We start from the raw sequence: 16,277 nt of genomic DNA on the forward strand, positions 1-16,277 counted from the left end.
CAATTATTTGACGGGAAGGTACACCCGGAACACGGTTCCCCGCGGCTGGTTGTCCCGTAGCTCGATCTGGCCACCGTGTTTTTCCACGATCTGGCGGACGATAAAAAGCCCCAGCCCCGTCCCTTTCGTGCTGCGCGTATCCTCGTTCCCCACGCGGTAAAACTTGGTCCACACCCGCCGCTTTTCCCGGTCCGGTATGCCCATGCCGTTATCTTCTACCGTCCAGACGATCTCCGTATCCCCGCCCCGCGCCAGGGTCGTATGGATGACCGGATGCGGCTGACTGTACTTGGCCGCGTTCTCGAGCAGGTTGACGACCACGCTGGTCAGGCCGGGCTTGTCACCGGAGATAGTGGGGATATCGGGTTCGATGTCCACGTGCACGTTCGCACCCTTATACTTCAGCACCACCCGGTCCGCGGCGTCCTGTACGATCTGGCCAAAGTCGATCTCCTCCCGGTTCAGCTGGTAGACGTTCTCGAGCTTGGCGCTCAACAGCAGGTCGTTGACCAGCGCGGTAAGCCGGTCGGTCTCGGCCAGGGCGTTCGTACTGAGCTTTTGCTGCAGTTCCGGCTTGAGTTCCCGCCGGCGCTGGAAGGTTTCCAGGATCAGCCGGATCCCCGCGAGGGGCGACTTCAACTCATGGGTAATGCTCAACAGAAAGTTCCGCTGCTGCTCGGCGGCGCTGATCTCCTTTTTGAGGTTGCGAAACAGCAGGTATAACCCGCCCGCCAGACTGATGACCAGCAGCAGAGCCTCTCCAAGAATCATGCGCTGCTGCTTCTCGAAGCGCTCGGTAAGTCGCTGGTAATTCTCCGTCAGGCGGAAATCACTGGCCCGCTCAATCCGCTTCTGCACCGCCAGCTCGATGGCCAGCTTATCGACACGTGCGTTATGCGCCTCCTCATTCTTCCGCAGCAACAAAATCGACCACCAACCGAACGCCAGCAGCATATAGGCAATGATGGCGTAACTGATCAGGGGGAGCTTGCGCAAGGGGGTTGGGCTGGTTGGGTTGGTTGGGGTAGTTGCTAGTTGCTAGTTGCTGGTTGCTAGTTTATGGTTGCTGGTTGCTGGTTGCTGAGAAACTAGTAACCAGAAACCAGTACCCAGTACCCAGTACCCCGTTAATTAAAGAAAGAGTCATACTGATTGGCCCCGCCCGTCTTCTTCGCCCGCTCGGGCACGGGGGCATCCAGGTCAAGCACTTCGCTGTCGTTGTTCGCCTGAAGGAGGAGGGTGGACTTCTCTTCGCCCAGCAGGAGCGAGTTGGATTCTTTCTCCCACTGCTCGAGCATATTGAGTCCTTCCTCTTCGAAGACGCCGTTCTGGAGGTCGACGGAGTCCATAAAGTTGGCGGATACTTCCATGAAGCGCTCCATCTCGCCCACTTTATTGGCTACGTCCTCGGTGATGTTCTCCATGGCCATGTCGAACATGGCGCGCTGGTCGGGGTCGCCCTGGATGACGCTCATCGCGGAGTTCATGGCACCGTGGCTAGCGTGAATCGCTTTCCGCTCCTGCTCCTTGACGGCTACCTGGTCGGTAATGTCATCGGCCAGGATCTGGCTGTTTTCGTACATCTTGGTCAGGACCCGGTAGAGTACCTCCATCTTCTTATAGAGCTCCTCCAGCTTGATGTTGCTGTCCTTCAGGCGGCCGGCGCGGCGGCTCTTCAGGATCATCACGTTGCGCTTGTTGGACTCCTTGGCTTTGCCCGCGATCTGCAGGTTGCTGCGGATGTCGCGCTCGTTATTGACGATCTGCTCCTTCAATTTGTGCATCTGCGCACGGAGCTGGCTGATCTGCTTATTCATTTTGCGCAGGTTCCCCTGTAGCTCCTCGACGTAGGTTTTGAGGATACCGATCGGATCGATCTGGACGAACATGCCGGTAATGGCCCGCATCACGCTTTTGTACATGTAGAAGACCAGGTTCCGCATCCGGGGGTCGAAAACCATATACAGCAATCCGGCTACGATCAGCCCCGCAACGACCAGTCCGATCGTGGTGCCGATAAAGCTGAGGATAGCCGCTCCGAAGTTGACCACGACAAAGCCCAGCACTGCCAGGATAGCCACCAGGAACAGGAGGCCGGTCACCCCCTCGGGGCGTTTCCAGAATGACTTCGGTTTCATTTGTGGTGCTTCCATCTTAACTATCATTTAGGGGCCTCGTCAAAGATAACGAACCCGCTTTTGTTACCAAAGGTCCGGGAAGGCCGCTTGGTTTCGGGGCCTCGACCAGTCTCGGGAATTTATCGACTATTTACCATTTTTGCTTTGGCGGCGGGGCGCAGGTAAGATGCTCATCGGATCGGGAAGGTGGGTAGAACATCCGATTCTTTGGCTCCGATAACTGGATTACTTATTCCGGGCGGGGTGAAACGGCGCTTCGCACCGGGGAAGGTAGGTTGGACCGCGCTGCGGTCAGATGGGCATAAACGCAAAATCCCCTCCGGCGAGTCGCCGGAGGGGATTTGCTTGTAGTTCGGAGGCTAGAGCGCCTTAGAACCGCAGGCTAACGGTTTCACCGATACCACAGCCAACCTTTACGCGGTCGCCTTCGCTGAGGCTCCGGGAGAAGGCGTCGGCCTTGATCGGCATGGAACTCCGGTAGGTGGCAATGCGGCGGTTGGCGTCGCCCGTCACTTCGGAATCGATGCTTTTGGCGTAGCTGTACTTGTCGATAGCAGCCAGAACGGCGAGGCGCTGGTCCCAGGCGTCACCGCAGCCGCTGCTCATGCGGGCGTAGATGTCACCGATCAGGATGTAGGGCTTACCCCACCCCGAATTCAGGCCGGCAGCGCGGTTCGCATTGGATCGGGCGCTGCTGTACTGTCCGAGTTTGGCCATCTGGATCTGGGCGATCTGGTAGACGTACTGTGCCTTTTTCTCATTGTCGTCCGTCTTCTCGACGGCGGCTTCATACAGGTCGATGGCGTCACCGTAACGCTCCTCCTCGTAGGCTACCGAAGCGGCGTAGGCGGGGTTCAGGCGAATGCGCTCGGCTTCGTACTCTTCGGCTTTCTCGGCGTAGAGGTCGTCGTACATATTCTGGACCATCACGACATCGGCGTCGGTGCTGTCACAGCCCTGGGCCTTCAGTTTGGTCACGATGTAGCGCAGGATGTCGAGGCTGTCCTTGTTTTCCTGAGCCTTCGGGATCAGCTGTTCCTTGAAGTAGGCGCAGTCGAAGATCTCATCGGCAAATTCCAGAACGTCGGCTTCGAGGTTATCCTTACCGGCCTGGTAGTACTCCGCGTAGTTCTCCTTTTCGATATTGTAATCGGCTACCTTCACGGCTTTGTCGTAAAGCTCGCGGACACGTGCGTTGTCGATCACGTCTTCCTTGAAGTAGTAGTTCAGCAGTTTACCGAGGGGAGCCAGTACGACATATTCGGTATCGTTACCGGCCTGGTCGATGGCGTCTTCCAGCACTTCGATGGCTTCCTCGCTGTAGCCGGCCAGATAGAACATATCCGAACCCTTGCGGCCGAGCAGGAAAGCTTCGTCGTTCGGGTAGCATTGCGCCTGCTCGTCGTAGAGCGTGAAGATCATATCCGTGTACTCCTGCTTCTTGGCCTGATCCTGGGCATTCTGGCGAAGCGCCTTGTAGAACATGCGGCCGTCCTGGTAGTGGAAAGCACGCTGCCCGTCAGCAGCCGGCGCGATATCGTACGCTTTCTTCCAATTGTTGAAGGCGGTTTGAAATTCCCCGTCGCTCATGGCGGCCAGGTCTTCGGCGGTTTTGTCACGAACGAAGTTGCGGTATGCGACGTGTGCATTTTCCGCCTGCTCCTTCTGGGACGAGTCGTTCCAGGTTTCACACTGGGCGTTGACCACAGACACGGAGCTGCAGAAAACCAGCAACAGCGCGAAGGTGCGGATTAGAGTTTGCATATTGGTTTAATTGAGTTTGCGTTTAAAGAACCAGGAATTGTCGTTCAGACTGAATCCCAGTGTAAGTTGTACATAGCTTTCGTCAAGAATATCCGGGACCCCAAATTTACCATATTCGACGGCAAGATCAAGGAAGGATATCTGCTGTCTTGGTAGAGAGATGGGTAATCCCAAGCCTAAAGTAACGGCATTTCGACGGGCTTGCACGCCGTCAATCACTCTTGGGTCGTCTTCCATACGTGCGCCAAGGCGGTACCTGACGCGGGCCCAGTAGTTGTTGTAAGAACTGGCGTTGGGAATCCACTGCACACCAACGGCCATCCGATTGATGTCGGCCAGCTGCTCCGGTTGCCGGGTATTGCGGTAGCTTCCGTACGCCGTACGGCCGTATTCAGCACCCACGAAAAACTTATTGAAATCTTCGTAAGCCACGCCGAACGTATAGCTCGCCGGCAGGTCAACCGTTCCCTGGACGTTCTCCTCGAAGCTAATGGTGTCCCGGACCGCTACGTTACCCAGCGGACTGAATTTACGGAACAGCAGGCTGCTTTCCGAATCCACCGACCCGCCCAGCTGGCCATTGGCTCCCAGGATGATCCGCTTACCGTTAGGTACCGACTCCCCTTCTTCGTTCAGGTCCTTGAAGTTGATAGCGTACTGTACGCCGTAACCCAGGGTGAATCCGCTGAGGCTGATCTCGTCGAGAAACTCCGTAGCCAGTGCCTCCGGTATGCTGTCGAAGATGAGTACCCGGCTGTCGGTGAGTTTTCCGAAGTTATAATTTACGTTCACGCCCCCCGAAAGACCGCGGAAGCGCGCGGCCGTCGACCAGCTGACGCGGTAGGCGCCGCCGTTCCCTTTCAGGTTGTTGGACGTCGATCCGGCGGCTTCGTCGTTGCCCTTGAGCTGTAGGTCGTAGCCGACCAGGGTGGTCGGTGCCAGGGAAAAGGCCATGCCGGCATTCCAGCTGTTCTGCTGCTGCTCCAGACTCAGGTTGATCGGGTTACGCAGGGGGAAGCCCAGGGCCAGGTACCGTAGGTTCCCCTGGTACGTGGTAGCCGAAGCGTTCCGGTCGGTGATGTTGGAGGACCGGCCGTAGAGGCCTATCTCGAAACTGGTTGCCTGTAGGTTGGCCAGACTGGCGGGGTTGAGCAGATTGAGGTGAAAGGCGTCCTGGTAAGTGGATTGCAGGGCTCCCATGCCGGCCTGCGCCGCATGCACCTGATCGAGGGGGTCGCCCAGGCCGAAGCGGCTGAGCGGGCTGTTCTGTTTGGGGCGGATGTCAATGAAGTCCGTGTTGGCCACCTGCGCCAGCGTCTGGCCACTGACGAACAGCAGGCCGACCAGCAGCGCAAAGTAGGGCAGACTTGTTTTACAAAGCTTCGTTGACATAAAAGGACAATATTTGGTTGAGTCCGTACAGGACCAACTGGGGTGAGTGATGAACCGAAATGGAAAAGTGCGGCAACAGCAGCGGGGCGTCTCCCCCGGTCAGCACGACCTGTAGTTCGCGGTAGGTATCGAGCAACCGACGATGTAGACCTTCGATCTCGTACACCACGCCCAGCAGACCTCCGTGCCGGAGCGCCGTTTCCGTGGAGCGCCCTACCGAGTCGGTTACCGGACCGGTACCCACCAGCGGTAGGCGCGCGGTCATTTGGTGCATGGCCCGAAAGCGCATGGTTACACCGGGGCTGATGTTGCCCCCCCGGTAGCGGCCGTCGGCCTCCACCAGATCGAGGGTAACGCAGCTACCTGCATCCACCACGAGCAGGGGGGTGGTATACCGCCCCAGCGTACCGGCCACCACCGCGATCCGGTCCTGTCCGAGCGTTTCGGGGGTCAGGTAATCGGATACGAAGGGCAGGGGCCGTCGGCGATCGAGGGTGTATACGCCACGACCGATCGTTTTCCATTTATCGATCCACCGGTCGGATGGCACGTTTGCCACGGTAGAATAGATGATGTTTTTCACTCCAGGGTTGGTCGCCAGTCCATTAATGCCTTCCCAGTCATCCGGCGCGAACCGGTGGACGGGAGAGACCAACTCGTCGCCGGCGAAAATAGCGGCTTTGGCGCCGGAATTTCCAATGTCGATGACGAGTTGACGGACGGGGGGATTCAACTTAAAGTCGGGTATAAGACGCTGATTTGGGGGCAATCGGTTCTTAAGCGGAAGTTAAATTCCGGAGTGAATAGTTTGGCCTAGTGCTTGAAATGCCGAACACCCGTCGTGACCATCGCCACCTCCGCCTTATTTGCTGCGTCGATGGAATCCTGGTCGCGGATGCTGCCACCCGGCTGGACGACGGCGGTAATGCCAGCCTCGGCGGCAATCTCCACGCAGTCGCTGAAGGGGAAAAAGGCATCGCTGGCCATGACCGCGTCCTGTAATTCGAAACCGAAGTTCTTCGCTTTGGTGACGGCCTGCTTCAGGGCATCGACGCGGCTGGTCTGCCCGCACCCCATCCCGATGAGTTGGTTATCGCGAACGAGGGCGATGGTATTCGACTTGAGGTGCTTGGCACACTTGTTGGCGAAGACCAGGTCGGCGGTTTCCCGGCCGGTGGGCTGCCGCTCGGTGACGACCGTGAACTGGTCGGCACTTTCCGTTTGCAGGTCGGTGTCCTGGACGATCACGCCGTTCAGCAGGCTCTTGAAGCTGAGCGGTTGCTGTTGCAGGTGATGGTACTGCAGGAGTACGCGGTTCTTCTTTTTACTAAGCAGCTGCAGAGCGGAATCGGTGAAGTCCGGAGCTATCAGCACTTCGTAGAAAAGCTTATCGATTTCCTGGGCGGAGGACAGTTCCAGCGGCTGGTTGGTGATCAAAATTCCCCCGAAGGCGGAAACCGGATCTCCGGCGAGGGCGGCCTTCCATGCTTCTAGCTGGGTAGGCCGGACGGCCACGCCGCAGGCATTCGTGTGCTTGAGGATCACGAAGGCCGGATCGGCGTCCTCGAATTCCTTCATGATGCCCACCGCGGCATCGATATCCACGAGGTTATTGAAGCTCAGTTCCTTGCCGTTGAGCTTGGTGAACATCTCATTCAGGCGACCATAGTAAATTGCCTGCTGGTGGGGGTTCTCGCCGTAGCGGAGTTCCTTGGCTTTCATCTCACTCCGCTTGAAGACGGGCAGTTCGCCGTCGGCATTGAAGTAAGTGAAGATGGCCGTGTCGTAATGGCTGCTGACCGCGAAGGCGCGGCGGGCGAGTTTGCGGCGGTCCTCCAGTTCGGAGACGCCCTCCTTCTCGTCGATGATGCTTTGCAGGGTGCCGTAGTCTTCCCGGCTGGGCACGATTAGGATGTCGCGGTAATTCTTCGCAGCTGCGCGAATAAGGGCGATACCGCCGATGTCGATCTTCTCGATGATCAGATCTTCTTCCTCGGTATTGGCTACGGTCTCCTCGAAGGGATACAGATCCACGACGACGAGATCGATCTCGGGAATTTCAAACTGCGCCAGTTGCTTAAGGTGGTCCTCCTCGCGGCGGGCCAGAATGCCGCCGTGGACCTTGGGGTGGAGTGTCTTCACGCGTCCGTCGAGAATGGACGGATAGCCCGTAAGTTCCTCGACCGGAATGACCTCCACGCCGCGATCGCGGATAAAGGTTTCCGTGCCGCCCGTACTGTAGATCGTTACACCGAGTTTGGCCAGCCCATCAATGATGGGTCCGAGGCCCTCCTTATGGTATACGGAGATGAGGGCGGATTTTATCTTACGTGTTGTCATAGGCACGTTTTCGTGAATTCCGCGCTGGGCGGAATGCCGGTTGATTTGGGGCCGCAAAGATACGAAGGATTTAACTGGTCCGCGAGCTCCCTCCCGTTCACCAGTTCCATTCTCGGACCGTCCGTCACCCAAGTCGGCAGACGAGCTGCACTTCGTTTCGCTCGGCGGACGACTACAGACCGACCACCCACCCCTCGTGGTTGACCACTCGTTTGTGGATCTTGGGGTTATGCCCCCAGGGTCGCTCGAGCAGGTCAGTCAAGCCGCCGGTACGCTGTTCCTCCTGCCACCACCGAACGCAAGCCTTTACCTGTTCGCGATCCAAAATCTGCCCTTTCCGCTGCGGAACAGAGAGCAAGCTCGGATATATCTCGGCGTGCCAGATTGCTCCTTCCCGGCTCCCATCACCCGACGCATCCTCTATTTCAAAGGGCCAGACCCGCGAGATGTCCCGCAACCGCTCGTGCTCGCGCAGTGCCCGCACCCGCGGAATGCCCAGTAGGGCCTGGCTTCCGACGCTACCGGCATAAGCCAGCTTCCACACGGGTTGCAGCCGTAAATTAAGGGTTTCGACGTACCGGCGCTCGTTGAGAAATCCCTTCTTAGTCGGAATGGGATATTCAAAATCCCGCTTACTACCCAAAAAAATACCGCTCTGCCCGACAGGGATCCCCCAAAAGGGCCCGCTCGGCGAGGTGATGCGCTCATTAAGCCGGGCGCCTACCTGAAAGCGGTTACTCTTATTCTTCGCGTCGTCCTCCACGATCTCCGAGAGGTAATCCCAGATGGCGCGCCAGGCGGGCTTTCCATTGAGTCGCAGGGCCTTCGCCGTCCCCTTCGGGTAACCGAACGCGAAGTCCCAGCCCACCAGAACCCGCTTGCCCCGCAGCCGGATCAGTCGCCCCGCCAGGTATTCATGACAAGCCTGCCGCGTCCGGAAATACGTCGTCCGGATACGTCCGGTAGCGGTAGCCTCGGCGATCCAAATCGCATCCTTACTGGGCTTCGCCGGACTGGGCTTATTCCGTGCACTCCAGTCGACGGCAATGAAGTGATCAAAAGAAAACATGTGGGAAGGTAGGGACAAAGGGGAAAAGGAGGTGCGGGTTGCGGGTTTCTTCCGCCCGACACGCGCAGGTGCCTCCTGGCGTCGGCGACACTCCGAGGTCGTATCCTTTTCCAGATGTGAATTAGCACAGGACCTGCGAGTGTCGATAGACCTCGGAGTGTCTGGCCCTCCCTGATCGGCCCGATACTAACTAATCCTGGTAACCGCCGTTGTTCTCCGGCCCGACACGCGCAGGTGCTTCCTGGCGTCGGCGACACTCCAAGGTCGTATCCTTTTCCAGAGCTAAGTGAGCACAGGACCTGCGAGTGTCGATAGACCTCGGAGTGTCCGGCCCTCCTGCCCCCTACCCTATTAACAGCGACCAAAGGGAGCTACTAACCAACTAACTCATAAACCCCCTCCCGCTTCTGCTCAATGATGTCCGATTCCAAAAATTCCTCGTACGTCATCAGCGAATCAATCATACCCTTGGGGCCGATCTCGATGATGCGGTTACAGACGGTCTGGGTCAGCTCGTGGTCGTGCGTACTCATGATGAGGTTGCCCTTGAAGTCCCGCAGCGCGTTGTTGAGAGCGGTGATGGATTCCAGGTCGAGGTGGTTAGTGGGCTCGTCGAGAAGCAGGAAGTTCGGGTGGTTGAGCATGGCCTTGGACATCATGCAGCGCACCTTCTCGCCCCCGCTCAGCACCTTCACCTGCTTGTGGACCTCTTCCCCGCCGAAGAGCATCCGGCCGAGGAAGCCGCGGATAAACTGCTCGTCCTTATTCTGGCTGTACTGCCGGAGCCATTCTACCAGGTCGAGACGGCCGACCTCCTCGGTGAAGAAGTCGTTGTTTTCGTTGGGCAGGTACTGCGGGGTGATGGTCTGCCCCCACTCGATGGTGCCGCTATCGGGCTTTTCGATGCCGGCCAGCACTTCGTAGAAGGCGGTGAGCGCGGAGGCTTCCCGGCCGACCAGCGCGATCTTGTCGGGGCTGTTCATCGTGAAGCTGATGTTCTGGAAGAGCACGGTCCCGTCGGGCGATTTCTTACTCAGGTTGCTGACCTTCAGGATCTGGTCGCCGGGCTCCCGCTCAGGTTGGAAAGCGATGAAGGGGTAGCGACGGCTGGAAGGCTTGATCTCCGTGAAGTCGAGTTTCTCGAGCGCTTTCTTGCGGCTGGTCGCCTGCTTCGATTTGGAGGCGTTGGCGGAGAAGCGCTGGATGAACTCCATCATCTCGGCCTTCTTCTGCTCCATCTTCTTGTTCTTGTTCTGCATCTGCTGGGTTGCCAGCTGGCTTGACTGGTACCAGAAGCTGTAGTTGCCCGTGTAGATGCTGGCCTGCTGCCGGTCGATGTCGACGATGTGGGTACAGACCATATCGAGAAAGTACCGGTCGTGACTCACGACGATCACCGTGTTGGGAAAGTCGGCGAGGAAGTCCGCCAGCCAGTGCACGGTGTGTGCGTCCAGGTCGTTCGTCGGCTCATCCAGCAGCAGGATATCGGGATTACCGAAAAGTGCCTGAGCCAGTAGCACCTTTACCTTCTCGGAGCCGCTGAGTTCTTCCATCATCTTATAATGGAGGTCTTCGGTGATGCCCATGTTGGAAAGTAGTTCCGCGGCGTCGGAATCGGCCGTCCAGCCCCCCATTTCGCCGTATTTATTCTCCAGCTCGGCGGCGCGCATCCCGTCTTCGTTGCTGGCCTCGGGGTTCATATAGATAGCGTTCTTCTCCTGCTCGATGGCGTAAAGCTCTTCGTAGCCCATTTTGACCACGTCCAGTACGACCTTATCCTCAAAGCCGAAGTGATTCTGGCTCAGGACTGCCATGCGGTTACCGGGTTCCAGACTGGCCGATCCGCGGTTGGGCGCCAGCTCACCGGACAGCACCTTCAAAAAGGTGGACTTACCGGCGCCGTTGGCACCGATGATCCCGTAGCAATTACCACGTACGAAATTCAGATTCACCTCATTGAAGAGGACGCGTTTGCCGAATTGGACGAGGAGGTCTTGAACGGAGAGCATAAATTGTTGATTTTAAGGGCGCAAAGGTAATCAATTGGTGAATGACCGAATAGTTGAATGACTGAATTGCCATTACCGCCCGGTAAGAAGCGATTTTTAACCGCGCCCTTCAATGCGGTCTCCGACCGCGCAAGCAAAAAGCAGCCTCCGGCGGCGCCCCACCCCCAAAACCGCAGAAAGTCCCCCGTAATCCACCGATCTTTCGACCATGAACCCCTGCACCCTCTCCGCCATCCTCTGCCTCGCTCTGGCGGCCGCCCCGATCTACTCCCAGACCGACTGCGACTGCCCGAGCAATTTCGCCTGGGTAAAGCAAACCTTCGAAAACAACGACGCCGGCTTTACCTACGCCCTGGAGCAGAAGGGAGAAGACGTGTACCGGGCCCATACCGCGGCCATCCAGGCGGCCATTGACACCATTAGCGATCCGGTAACCTGCACGCAGACTATCTACAGTTGGTTACAGTGGTTCCGGCCCGGGCATATCGCGATCCGGCGACTCACCAGTGGTAGTTCCGCATCGCAGGCAATACCCGATCCGGATAGCGTCCGGGCCTCCTTCGCCAATGCACCGCGTATTGAAGGCAGCATCGACGACTTCCTGAGTGCCATCGACCCCGACGACGACCTGGAAGGGGTCTGGACCAGCGGCAGCTACCGCATCGCTACCAGGCGGGTGGGCGACCGCTACGTGGGGGCGATCGTATCCGCCGACAGCGTATACTGGACGCCCGGCCAGATCAAACTCGAATTTACGCCACAGGGGAGCCTGTCGTGGTACATGCAGGATCACAGTCCGCAGGAAGTCGGCCGCCCCGCCCTCCTCGATCGCGATCATCTACTGGCCGATTGGGTACGATTGGACCGGGTGGATTCCAAAAAGGCTTCCGGTTCGGAAGAATCACTTTACCTGCGCGCCGCCGCCAGCGAATTGCCCTTCGTGGAACGCTTGGATGACCACACGCTGTATTTTCGGATCCCTTCTTTTGAGCAGCAGCAGAAGCCGTTCATCGACAGCGTGATCCTGGCCCACTACGCCGAACTGCATGCGACCCCGAACCTGATCCTGGATATCCACAGCGGAACCGGGGGCAGTGACGATGCCTATTCCCAGCTGCTCCCGCTGCTCTACACGAACCCTATCCGGACGCAGGGAGTGGAATACTACGCTACCGAACTGAATAACCAACGCATGCTCGATTTCGCGGCCGACGACGAGTAGGGCTTCGATGAAGAATTCAAGGCCTGGGCCCGCGAATCCTACGATACCCTTCAGCAGCACCTGGGTGAATTCGTCAACCTGAACGACGCTATGTATACCATGGAGTCGTTCGATACCGTTTATCCCTACCCCGCCCGCGTCGCCATCCTGATCGATGGTGGCAACGGCAGTACCGACGAGCAATTTCTGCTGGCGGCCAGGCAGAGCCAGAAGGTCAAGCTCTTCGGGCAGTCCACCTTTGGCGTCCTTGACATCTCGAATATGTACTATATCCCGTCTCCCTGCCAGGAATTCGAGTTGGGCTACTCCCTCACCCGAAGCTTCCGCATTCCGCACCTGGCCATCGACGGGGTGGGTATTCAGCCGGATTACTTCATTGGGGACGAAGTACCCCAATGGGAGTGGGTGGATTACGTGCGGGAAACCTGGGGCTATAAAGATGGGTCTGCTGCGGCGAGCAAGGGTATGTAGAGCATAGTGCCGTCAGTCGACCGTTGGTCAGCGAATCCGTTGGTTGATTTATTAGTCATAACATGCAATACCTCCCGGAAATTCAATAGTTTGGAGGTATGATCGATCGCCACGTCAGGATAGAAAAGATCGACCGGCGGGAGCTTGCCAAGCCGGCTGACGGCGCCTACGCGGTAATCTGGGTAACCGATGGCGTAGCGGGTATCGAGGTGAACGGAGAGCTGTACGGCGATACGGCGAACACGGTATTTTTTCTCCATCCCCGCTTCGACTGGAAGATCCTGCGCGGTCCCGGGAAGGCATCGGCGGGTTACGTGATGTACCTCTCCGACGCGATCCTCAGCCGGCCTGCCCTGAGTCAATTACACATTCAACAGGTGCGTATCCTGGATAGCAATTCGGTCCACACGGCACGGCTGGCACCGGGGATCGAGGTGAGGGTACATACGGTACTGGAAATGCTGGACGAGCTGCTGAGCACCCACCTCAACCACCGGGAAGAAGCGATTTTCGCTCTTATCAATACCTTTTTCGTGTACTGCGACGGGCAGTGCAATATTCAGTCGACCATCGACCGGCGATGCGGTAAATCCACCCTTGTGTACAAGTACAAGCGCCTGGTCAATAAGCGGGTGACGGAGCTGCAGAAGGTTTCCGACTACGCCGATCAACTGCGGGTCTCGGCCGCCTACCTCAACGAGTGTACCAAGGAAATTCTCGGTCGTACGGCTAAAAGCCTGATCACCGAGCAACTGGCGATGCGGGCGCGGCACGCGCTGATGTTTACGGACCAGTCGGCAAAGGAGATCGCCTATTCCCTGGGCTTCTCTTCCCCGGATTACTTTCGGTCGTTTTGCAAGCAGCACATCGGGCTGACGCCTTCGGAGGTAAAGCAGGCTTAAGCGGGGGGGAAGAGAGCGCTAGTGGTCTGCCCAGCTCCGCTGGTCCGCCCACGGGTGGGTTTCCCTGCTTCTTATAGCGGTGGAATTACTCACAGGCGGGGAAAACCTCGCCATTTGCCCCGATTTTCATGGGTAAGCCGGGTGGGTACGCTCCTACTTTAGCTAGCGAACTCAGGGACCGGTTGAGAGCATTTCTTGACGCACCGGTCTACTACATTAATCGCTGTATCCATACACTATGAACCGCAAATCCTTTCTCCGCAACAGTAGCCTCGGTCTGGGGCTGGCCATCCTCCCTACCCTGGCATCAGCCCGTACCGGTAAAACACCCGCCCAACCGAAGGTCGTCCGCGATGCGGAAGGCGAGGTTCTGGACGTCATCGGCGACATCCAGACCCATAAACTGGTGGGCAGCGATACGGGAGGTCAGCTCGTCGAGTGGGTCGATAACGTGGAACCGGGCGTCGGCATTCCGCCACACGTACACACCCGGGAGGATGAGATATTCCGCGTCATCGTGGGGGAGGTGGAGATTACCGTCGGCGACGAAACCACCATCCTACGCGCCGGCGACACGGCCTTCGCCCCCAAACATGTGCCCCACACCTGGAAGGTGGTCGGCACCGAAAAGGCAAAGATGATCACGAGTGCCTTTCCGGCTGGTATCGAAGAGATGTTCCACAAGCTGGCCGAGCTACCGGCGGGCCCGCCGGACTTTGGCAAGGTAGCAGCAATCTGCGGCGAGCAGGGGATCACGTTTGTTTAGTCGTTTACGCACAGCACGGTAGGATGCAGTCTCCGACAGTGCCGGTACAATGCAGCCTCCGGCTGCGGTAAGAAGCTGTCTCCGACAGCGAAGTTCAATGCAGCTTCCGGCTGCGCTGGGAAACACCAAGGTAAAATTACTCAAACGCGCGGCGGGGCGCAGGTGAAATACCTGACTGGAGAACAGGAATGCCTAGTACAAAGTCCCAGTCTAAAACTAGCCGCTAGTACCCGATTCGGTACCTTATACCAAAATGTAGTCCATGGGCGACCGGGATACCGGCTTAATCGATGATGACATTCCCCGCCACTTCTCCCCCGTGGCGGTGGATATGGCTAAGTGCTATTGTGTGTGCATCGTCAAAGCCGTCCGCCTAACCTGTTCCTTTGACGTGGGAAAACGGTGGCTTCTCGGCTTGAGCACATTGCTGCTCGCTCTGCTACCTGCGTCCATAACCGGGCAGGATACCATCAGCGGTCGGATAACCACTTGCGGAAGCACGGCACCAATTCCTTACGCAACGGTGTACCATCGTCTTTCAGGTGTCGGCACGCTAGCGGATTCCACGGGTAAATTCGAACTGATATTGCCCACCGGTTCTCCACGGGTCGACAGCCTGACCGTCTCGTCGGTTGGCTACCTGTCGGCGATAGCCCCCTTTCGACGAAATGGAGAATTGACGGCCGCTGTTTGCCTGAAAGCGTCGACCATCGACCTTCCGACCGCCACGGCTACCGCCGCCCGATTCAACCGGGAAAGTACGTTCGGAAACCGCTCGGAATCCCGCAATATCGTTTCCGGGTGGTCCGTAGCACCACGGAACGGGGCGGAGCGTGGCTCCCGTATCCGCCTGCCGGGGAAGAGTGAATACATCCTCAAAACCATACGGCTGCATATTGCGGAATCCACCTACGACAGCCTGCGACTCCGCTTCCATATCTATGCGGAAGCAGACCCCACGCCCAAGGTACGCCCACAGTACAGCTGGCTGGTCGATACCGGGCAATCATCGGGTTGGATTTCGGTCGACGTACTGGGCGACGCCATCTCCTTACGGGAAGAGGTGTTCGTATCGGTTGAAGTCGTGGAAGCCTGGTCTGACCGATCCGCCAACCAACTCTACCTCTCGGCGGGGCTGTTAACGGACGGGCTCTACTATCGGGAGCGACACTTCGGAGTGTGGGAGCGGGCTAGGGCCGGCTTGTCAATTTGCGTGGTTGCTTTGGGGGAATAGTGGGTTGGGCGGCGAAGGGAACTCGGGGAGGAATGCTGCCACTTCCGCGTGGCCGGGGACAAAATCTACGATATACCTTCCCTAGCGAGTGAGGCAGCACCGTTTATACTTTCTCCCGCTGCCACAGGGGCAAGGCTCATTACGCCCAATCTTTCGTTGTTTCGGGCGCGGTTTTGCTAGGATCGGTTGCGGTCGTCTGCGGCGGGGGAAGTAGTCGTAGGGCGACTGCGGTAGTTTTAACCCTTTGGGTTCGTAATCCATTTCGGTAAAACCGGATTTGATCTCATTCAGGTTACCCGCGAAGCTATCAATCACCAGACCGGCAGCATAAAGCCGCTCGACTAGGGGGATGAATTTTTCCTCCTTCGTATCGATCCAGTCCGTCACCATTCCGCTCACGAAATTCGGATCGGCTACCGTGTCGGGCGCGGCCGGACCCAGCAAATGATCCGTCAACTGTTCATAATGCTGTATAATTTCTTCCCGCCGATCTGGCTCGGAAACGTACATCCGGGTACCGAGTTGGTTGAGGATAGCGCGCTGGTACCAGTCGTGTCCGGGTTCTTTCAGGTAACCGAAAAATAGATCCATCCGGTCCTTTAGCAGGGGATAGAATACGGTAAAATCTTCTTCACTCCAGTCACCGATGAAGGCATCGAAAAGGTCCCGGGGTAGCCGGTAAATGTCCAGCGCGTCGTCCAGTGCCTCTCGCTCGCCCAAAATGGCGAGGAAGCGCATCGCGAAAAAAGGCCCGTTGAGTCGTTCCCAATGGCCTTCGAATTCCGCTTCGTCCAGCAGCTCATCGCTCCGCTCCGGGTCATTACGAAGTATGGTACGTAAGTCCCGGACGAGGGTTTCCCGCGGCAAGGCGAGGATGGTATCGATGTGCTGGCGACTGAGTTCGTCCTTATGGACGGAACGAAGAATATTTAATTCCGGATGGGTGAGTTGCATATTCGGCTAATTATGA

Annotated in this window: 14 protein-coding genes; 5 read left to right on the forward strand and 9 right to left on the reverse strand. The window is 57.7% G+C overall.

What is annotated here, in order from left to right:
- Positions 1-3 precede the first annotated feature (3 nt).
- The 8 genes from DRW39_RS17830 to DRW39_RS17865 all read right to left on the reverse strand — a co-directional run bounded on the left by DRW39_RS17830 (position 4) and on the right by DRW39_RS17865 (position 10,712).
- Entirely contained in the window at positions 4-996 is a 993-nt protein-coding gene (locus tag DRW39_RS17830) for a sensor histidine kinase (RefSeq protein WP_116108439.1), read from the reverse strand.
- A 131-nt stretch (positions 997-1,127) separates the two neighbouring features.
- Complete coding sequence (locus tag DRW39_RS17835) at positions 1,128-2,153, reverse strand: hypothetical protein (protein ID WP_116108440.1); 1,026 nt, start codon at positions 2,151-2,153, stop codon at positions 1,128-1,130.
- A 354-nt stretch (positions 2,154-2,507) separates the two neighbouring features.
- Positions 2,508-3,902: a hypothetical protein gene (locus DRW39_RS17840; protein ID WP_116108441.1), complete on the reverse strand. Its 1,395-nt coding sequence runs from the start codon at positions 3,900-3,902 to the stop codon at positions 2,508-2,510.
- Between the two features lie 6 nt (positions 3,903-3,908).
- A complete protein-coding gene (locus tag DRW39_RS17845; RefSeq protein ID WP_116108442.1) occupies positions 3,909-5,294 on the reverse strand; it encodes a hypothetical protein in 1,386 nt (461 codons plus the stop codon).
- Positions 5,275-6,027, reverse strand: a complete 753-nt coding sequence (locus DRW39_RS17850) for a type III pantothenate kinase (RefSeq protein WP_157976199.1) — start codon at positions 6,025-6,027, stop codon at positions 5,275-5,277. The genes DRW39_RS17845 and DRW39_RS17850 overlap by 20 nt, the downstream gene beginning before the upstream one ends.
- An 80-nt stretch (positions 6,028-6,107) precedes the next feature.
- Positions 6,108-7,634, reverse strand: coding sequence for a bifunctional phosphoribosylaminoimidazolecarboxamide formyltransferase/IMP cyclohydrolase (gene purH, locus DRW39_RS17855; protein WP_116108571.1), 1,527 nt, complete (start codon positions 7,632-7,634; stop codon positions 6,108-6,110).
- Positions 7,635-7,806: 172 nt separating this feature from the next.
- Positions 7,807-8,703, reverse strand: coding sequence for a hypothetical protein (locus tag DRW39_RS17860; RefSeq protein WP_116108444.1), 897 nt, complete (start codon positions 8,701-8,703; stop codon positions 7,807-7,809).
- 374 nt (positions 8,704-9,077) lie between these two features.
- Positions 9,078-10,712, reverse strand: a complete 1,635-nt coding sequence (locus DRW39_RS17865; protein ID WP_116108445.1) for an ABC-F family ATP-binding cassette domain-containing protein — start codon at positions 10,710-10,712, stop codon at positions 9,078-9,080.
- 208 nt (positions 10,713-10,920) lie between these two features.
- On the opposite strand from DRW39_RS17865, the gene DRW39_RS17870 reads away from it, so the two are divergent.
- The 5 genes from DRW39_RS17870 to DRW39_RS17890 all read left to right on the forward strand — a co-directional run bounded on the left by DRW39_RS17870 (position 10,921) and on the right by DRW39_RS17890 (position 15,307).
- On the forward strand, positions 10,921-11,934 hold the full coding sequence (locus DRW39_RS17870; protein ID WP_116108446.1) for a hypothetical protein: 1,014 nt from the start codon (positions 10,921-10,923) through the stop codon (positions 11,932-11,934).
- A 90-nt stretch (positions 11,935-12,024) separates the two neighbouring features.
- Positions 12,025-12,405, forward strand: a complete 381-nt coding sequence (locus DRW39_RS17875) for a S41 family peptidase (protein ID WP_116108447.1) — start codon at positions 12,025-12,027, stop codon at positions 12,403-12,405.
- A gap of 98 nt (positions 12,406-12,503) precedes the next feature.
- Positions 12,504-13,307, forward strand: a complete 804-nt coding sequence (locus DRW39_RS17880) for a helix-turn-helix domain-containing protein (RefSeq protein ID WP_116108448.1) — start codon at positions 12,504-12,506, stop codon at positions 13,305-13,307.
- Positions 13,308-13,545: 238 nt separating this feature from the next.
- Positions 13,546-14,073: a cupin domain-containing protein gene (locus tag DRW39_RS17885; protein ID WP_116108449.1), complete on the forward strand. Its 528-nt coding sequence runs from the start codon at positions 13,546-13,548 to the stop codon at positions 14,071-14,073.
- Between the two features lie 262 nt (positions 14,074-14,335).
- Positions 14,336-15,307, forward strand: coding sequence for a carboxypeptidase-like regulatory domain-containing protein (locus DRW39_RS17890; RefSeq protein WP_116108450.1), 972 nt, complete (start codon positions 14,336-14,338; stop codon positions 15,305-15,307).
- Between the two features lie 81 nt (positions 15,308-15,388).
- Here the strand turns inward: DRW39_RS17890 and DRW39_RS22555 are convergent, their stop codons facing one another.
- Entirely contained in the window at positions 15,389-16,261 is an 873-nt protein-coding gene (locus DRW39_RS22555) for an SEC-C metal-binding domain-containing protein (RefSeq protein ID WP_198664934.1), read from the reverse strand.
- Positions 16,262-16,277 lie beyond the last annotated feature (16 nt).

Origin of the sequence: Lewinella sp. IMCC34191, from assembly GCF_003390935.1 — a bacterium.
Lineage (GTDB): Bacteria > Bacteroidota > Bacteroidia > Chitinophagales > Saprospiraceae > Neolewinella.

What these genes read in the sequence shown, in the direction of transcription:
- DRW39_RS17865 (WP_116108445.1), bottom strand. Translation starts at nt 10,712, where the DNA reads ATGCTCTCCGTTCAAGACCTCCTCGTCCAATTCGGCAAACGCGTCCTC.
- purH (WP_116108571.1), bottom strand. Translation starts at nt 7,634, where the DNA reads ATGACAACACGTAAGATAAAATCCGCCCTCATCTCCGTATACCATAAG.
- DRW39_RS17845 (WP_116108442.1), bottom strand. Translation starts at nt 5,294, where the DNA reads ATGTCAACGAAGCTTTGTAAAACAAGTCTGCCCTACTTTGCGCTGCTG.
- DRW39_RS17875 (WP_116108447.1), top strand. Translation starts at nt 12,025, where the DNA reads ATGTATACCATGGAGTCGTTCGATACCGTTTATCCCTACCCCGCCCGC.
- DRW39_RS17870 (WP_116108446.1), top strand. Translation starts at nt 10,921, where the DNA reads ATGAACCCCTGCACCCTCTCCGCCATCCTCTGCCTCGCTCTGGCGGCC.
- DRW39_RS22555 (WP_198664934.1), bottom strand. Translation starts at nt 16,261, where the DNA reads ATGCAACTCACCCATCCGGAATTAAATATTCTTCGTTCCGTCCATAAG.
- DRW39_RS17835 (WP_116108440.1), bottom strand. Translation starts at nt 2,153, where the DNA reads ATGGAAGCACCACAAATGAAACCGAAGTCATTCTGGAAACGCCCCGAG.
- DRW39_RS17880 (WP_116108448.1), top strand. Translation starts at nt 12,504, where the DNA reads ATGATCGATCGCCACGTCAGGATAGAAAAGATCGACCGGCGGGAGCTT.
- DRW39_RS17840 (WP_116108441.1), bottom strand. Translation starts at nt 3,902, where the DNA reads ATGCAAACTCTAATCCGCACCTTCGCGCTGTTGCTGGTTTTCTGCAGC.
- DRW39_RS17885 (WP_116108449.1), top strand. Translation starts at nt 13,546, where the DNA reads ATGAACCGCAAATCCTTTCTCCGCAACAGTAGCCTCGGTCTGGGGCTG.
- DRW39_RS17890 (WP_116108450.1), top strand. Translation starts at nt 14,336, where the DNA reads ATGGGCGACCGGGATACCGGCTTAATCGATGATGACATTCCCCGCCAC.
- DRW39_RS17860 (WP_116108444.1), bottom strand. Translation starts at nt 8,703, where the DNA reads ATGTTTTCTTTTGATCACTTCATTGCCGTCGACTGGAGTGCACGGAAT.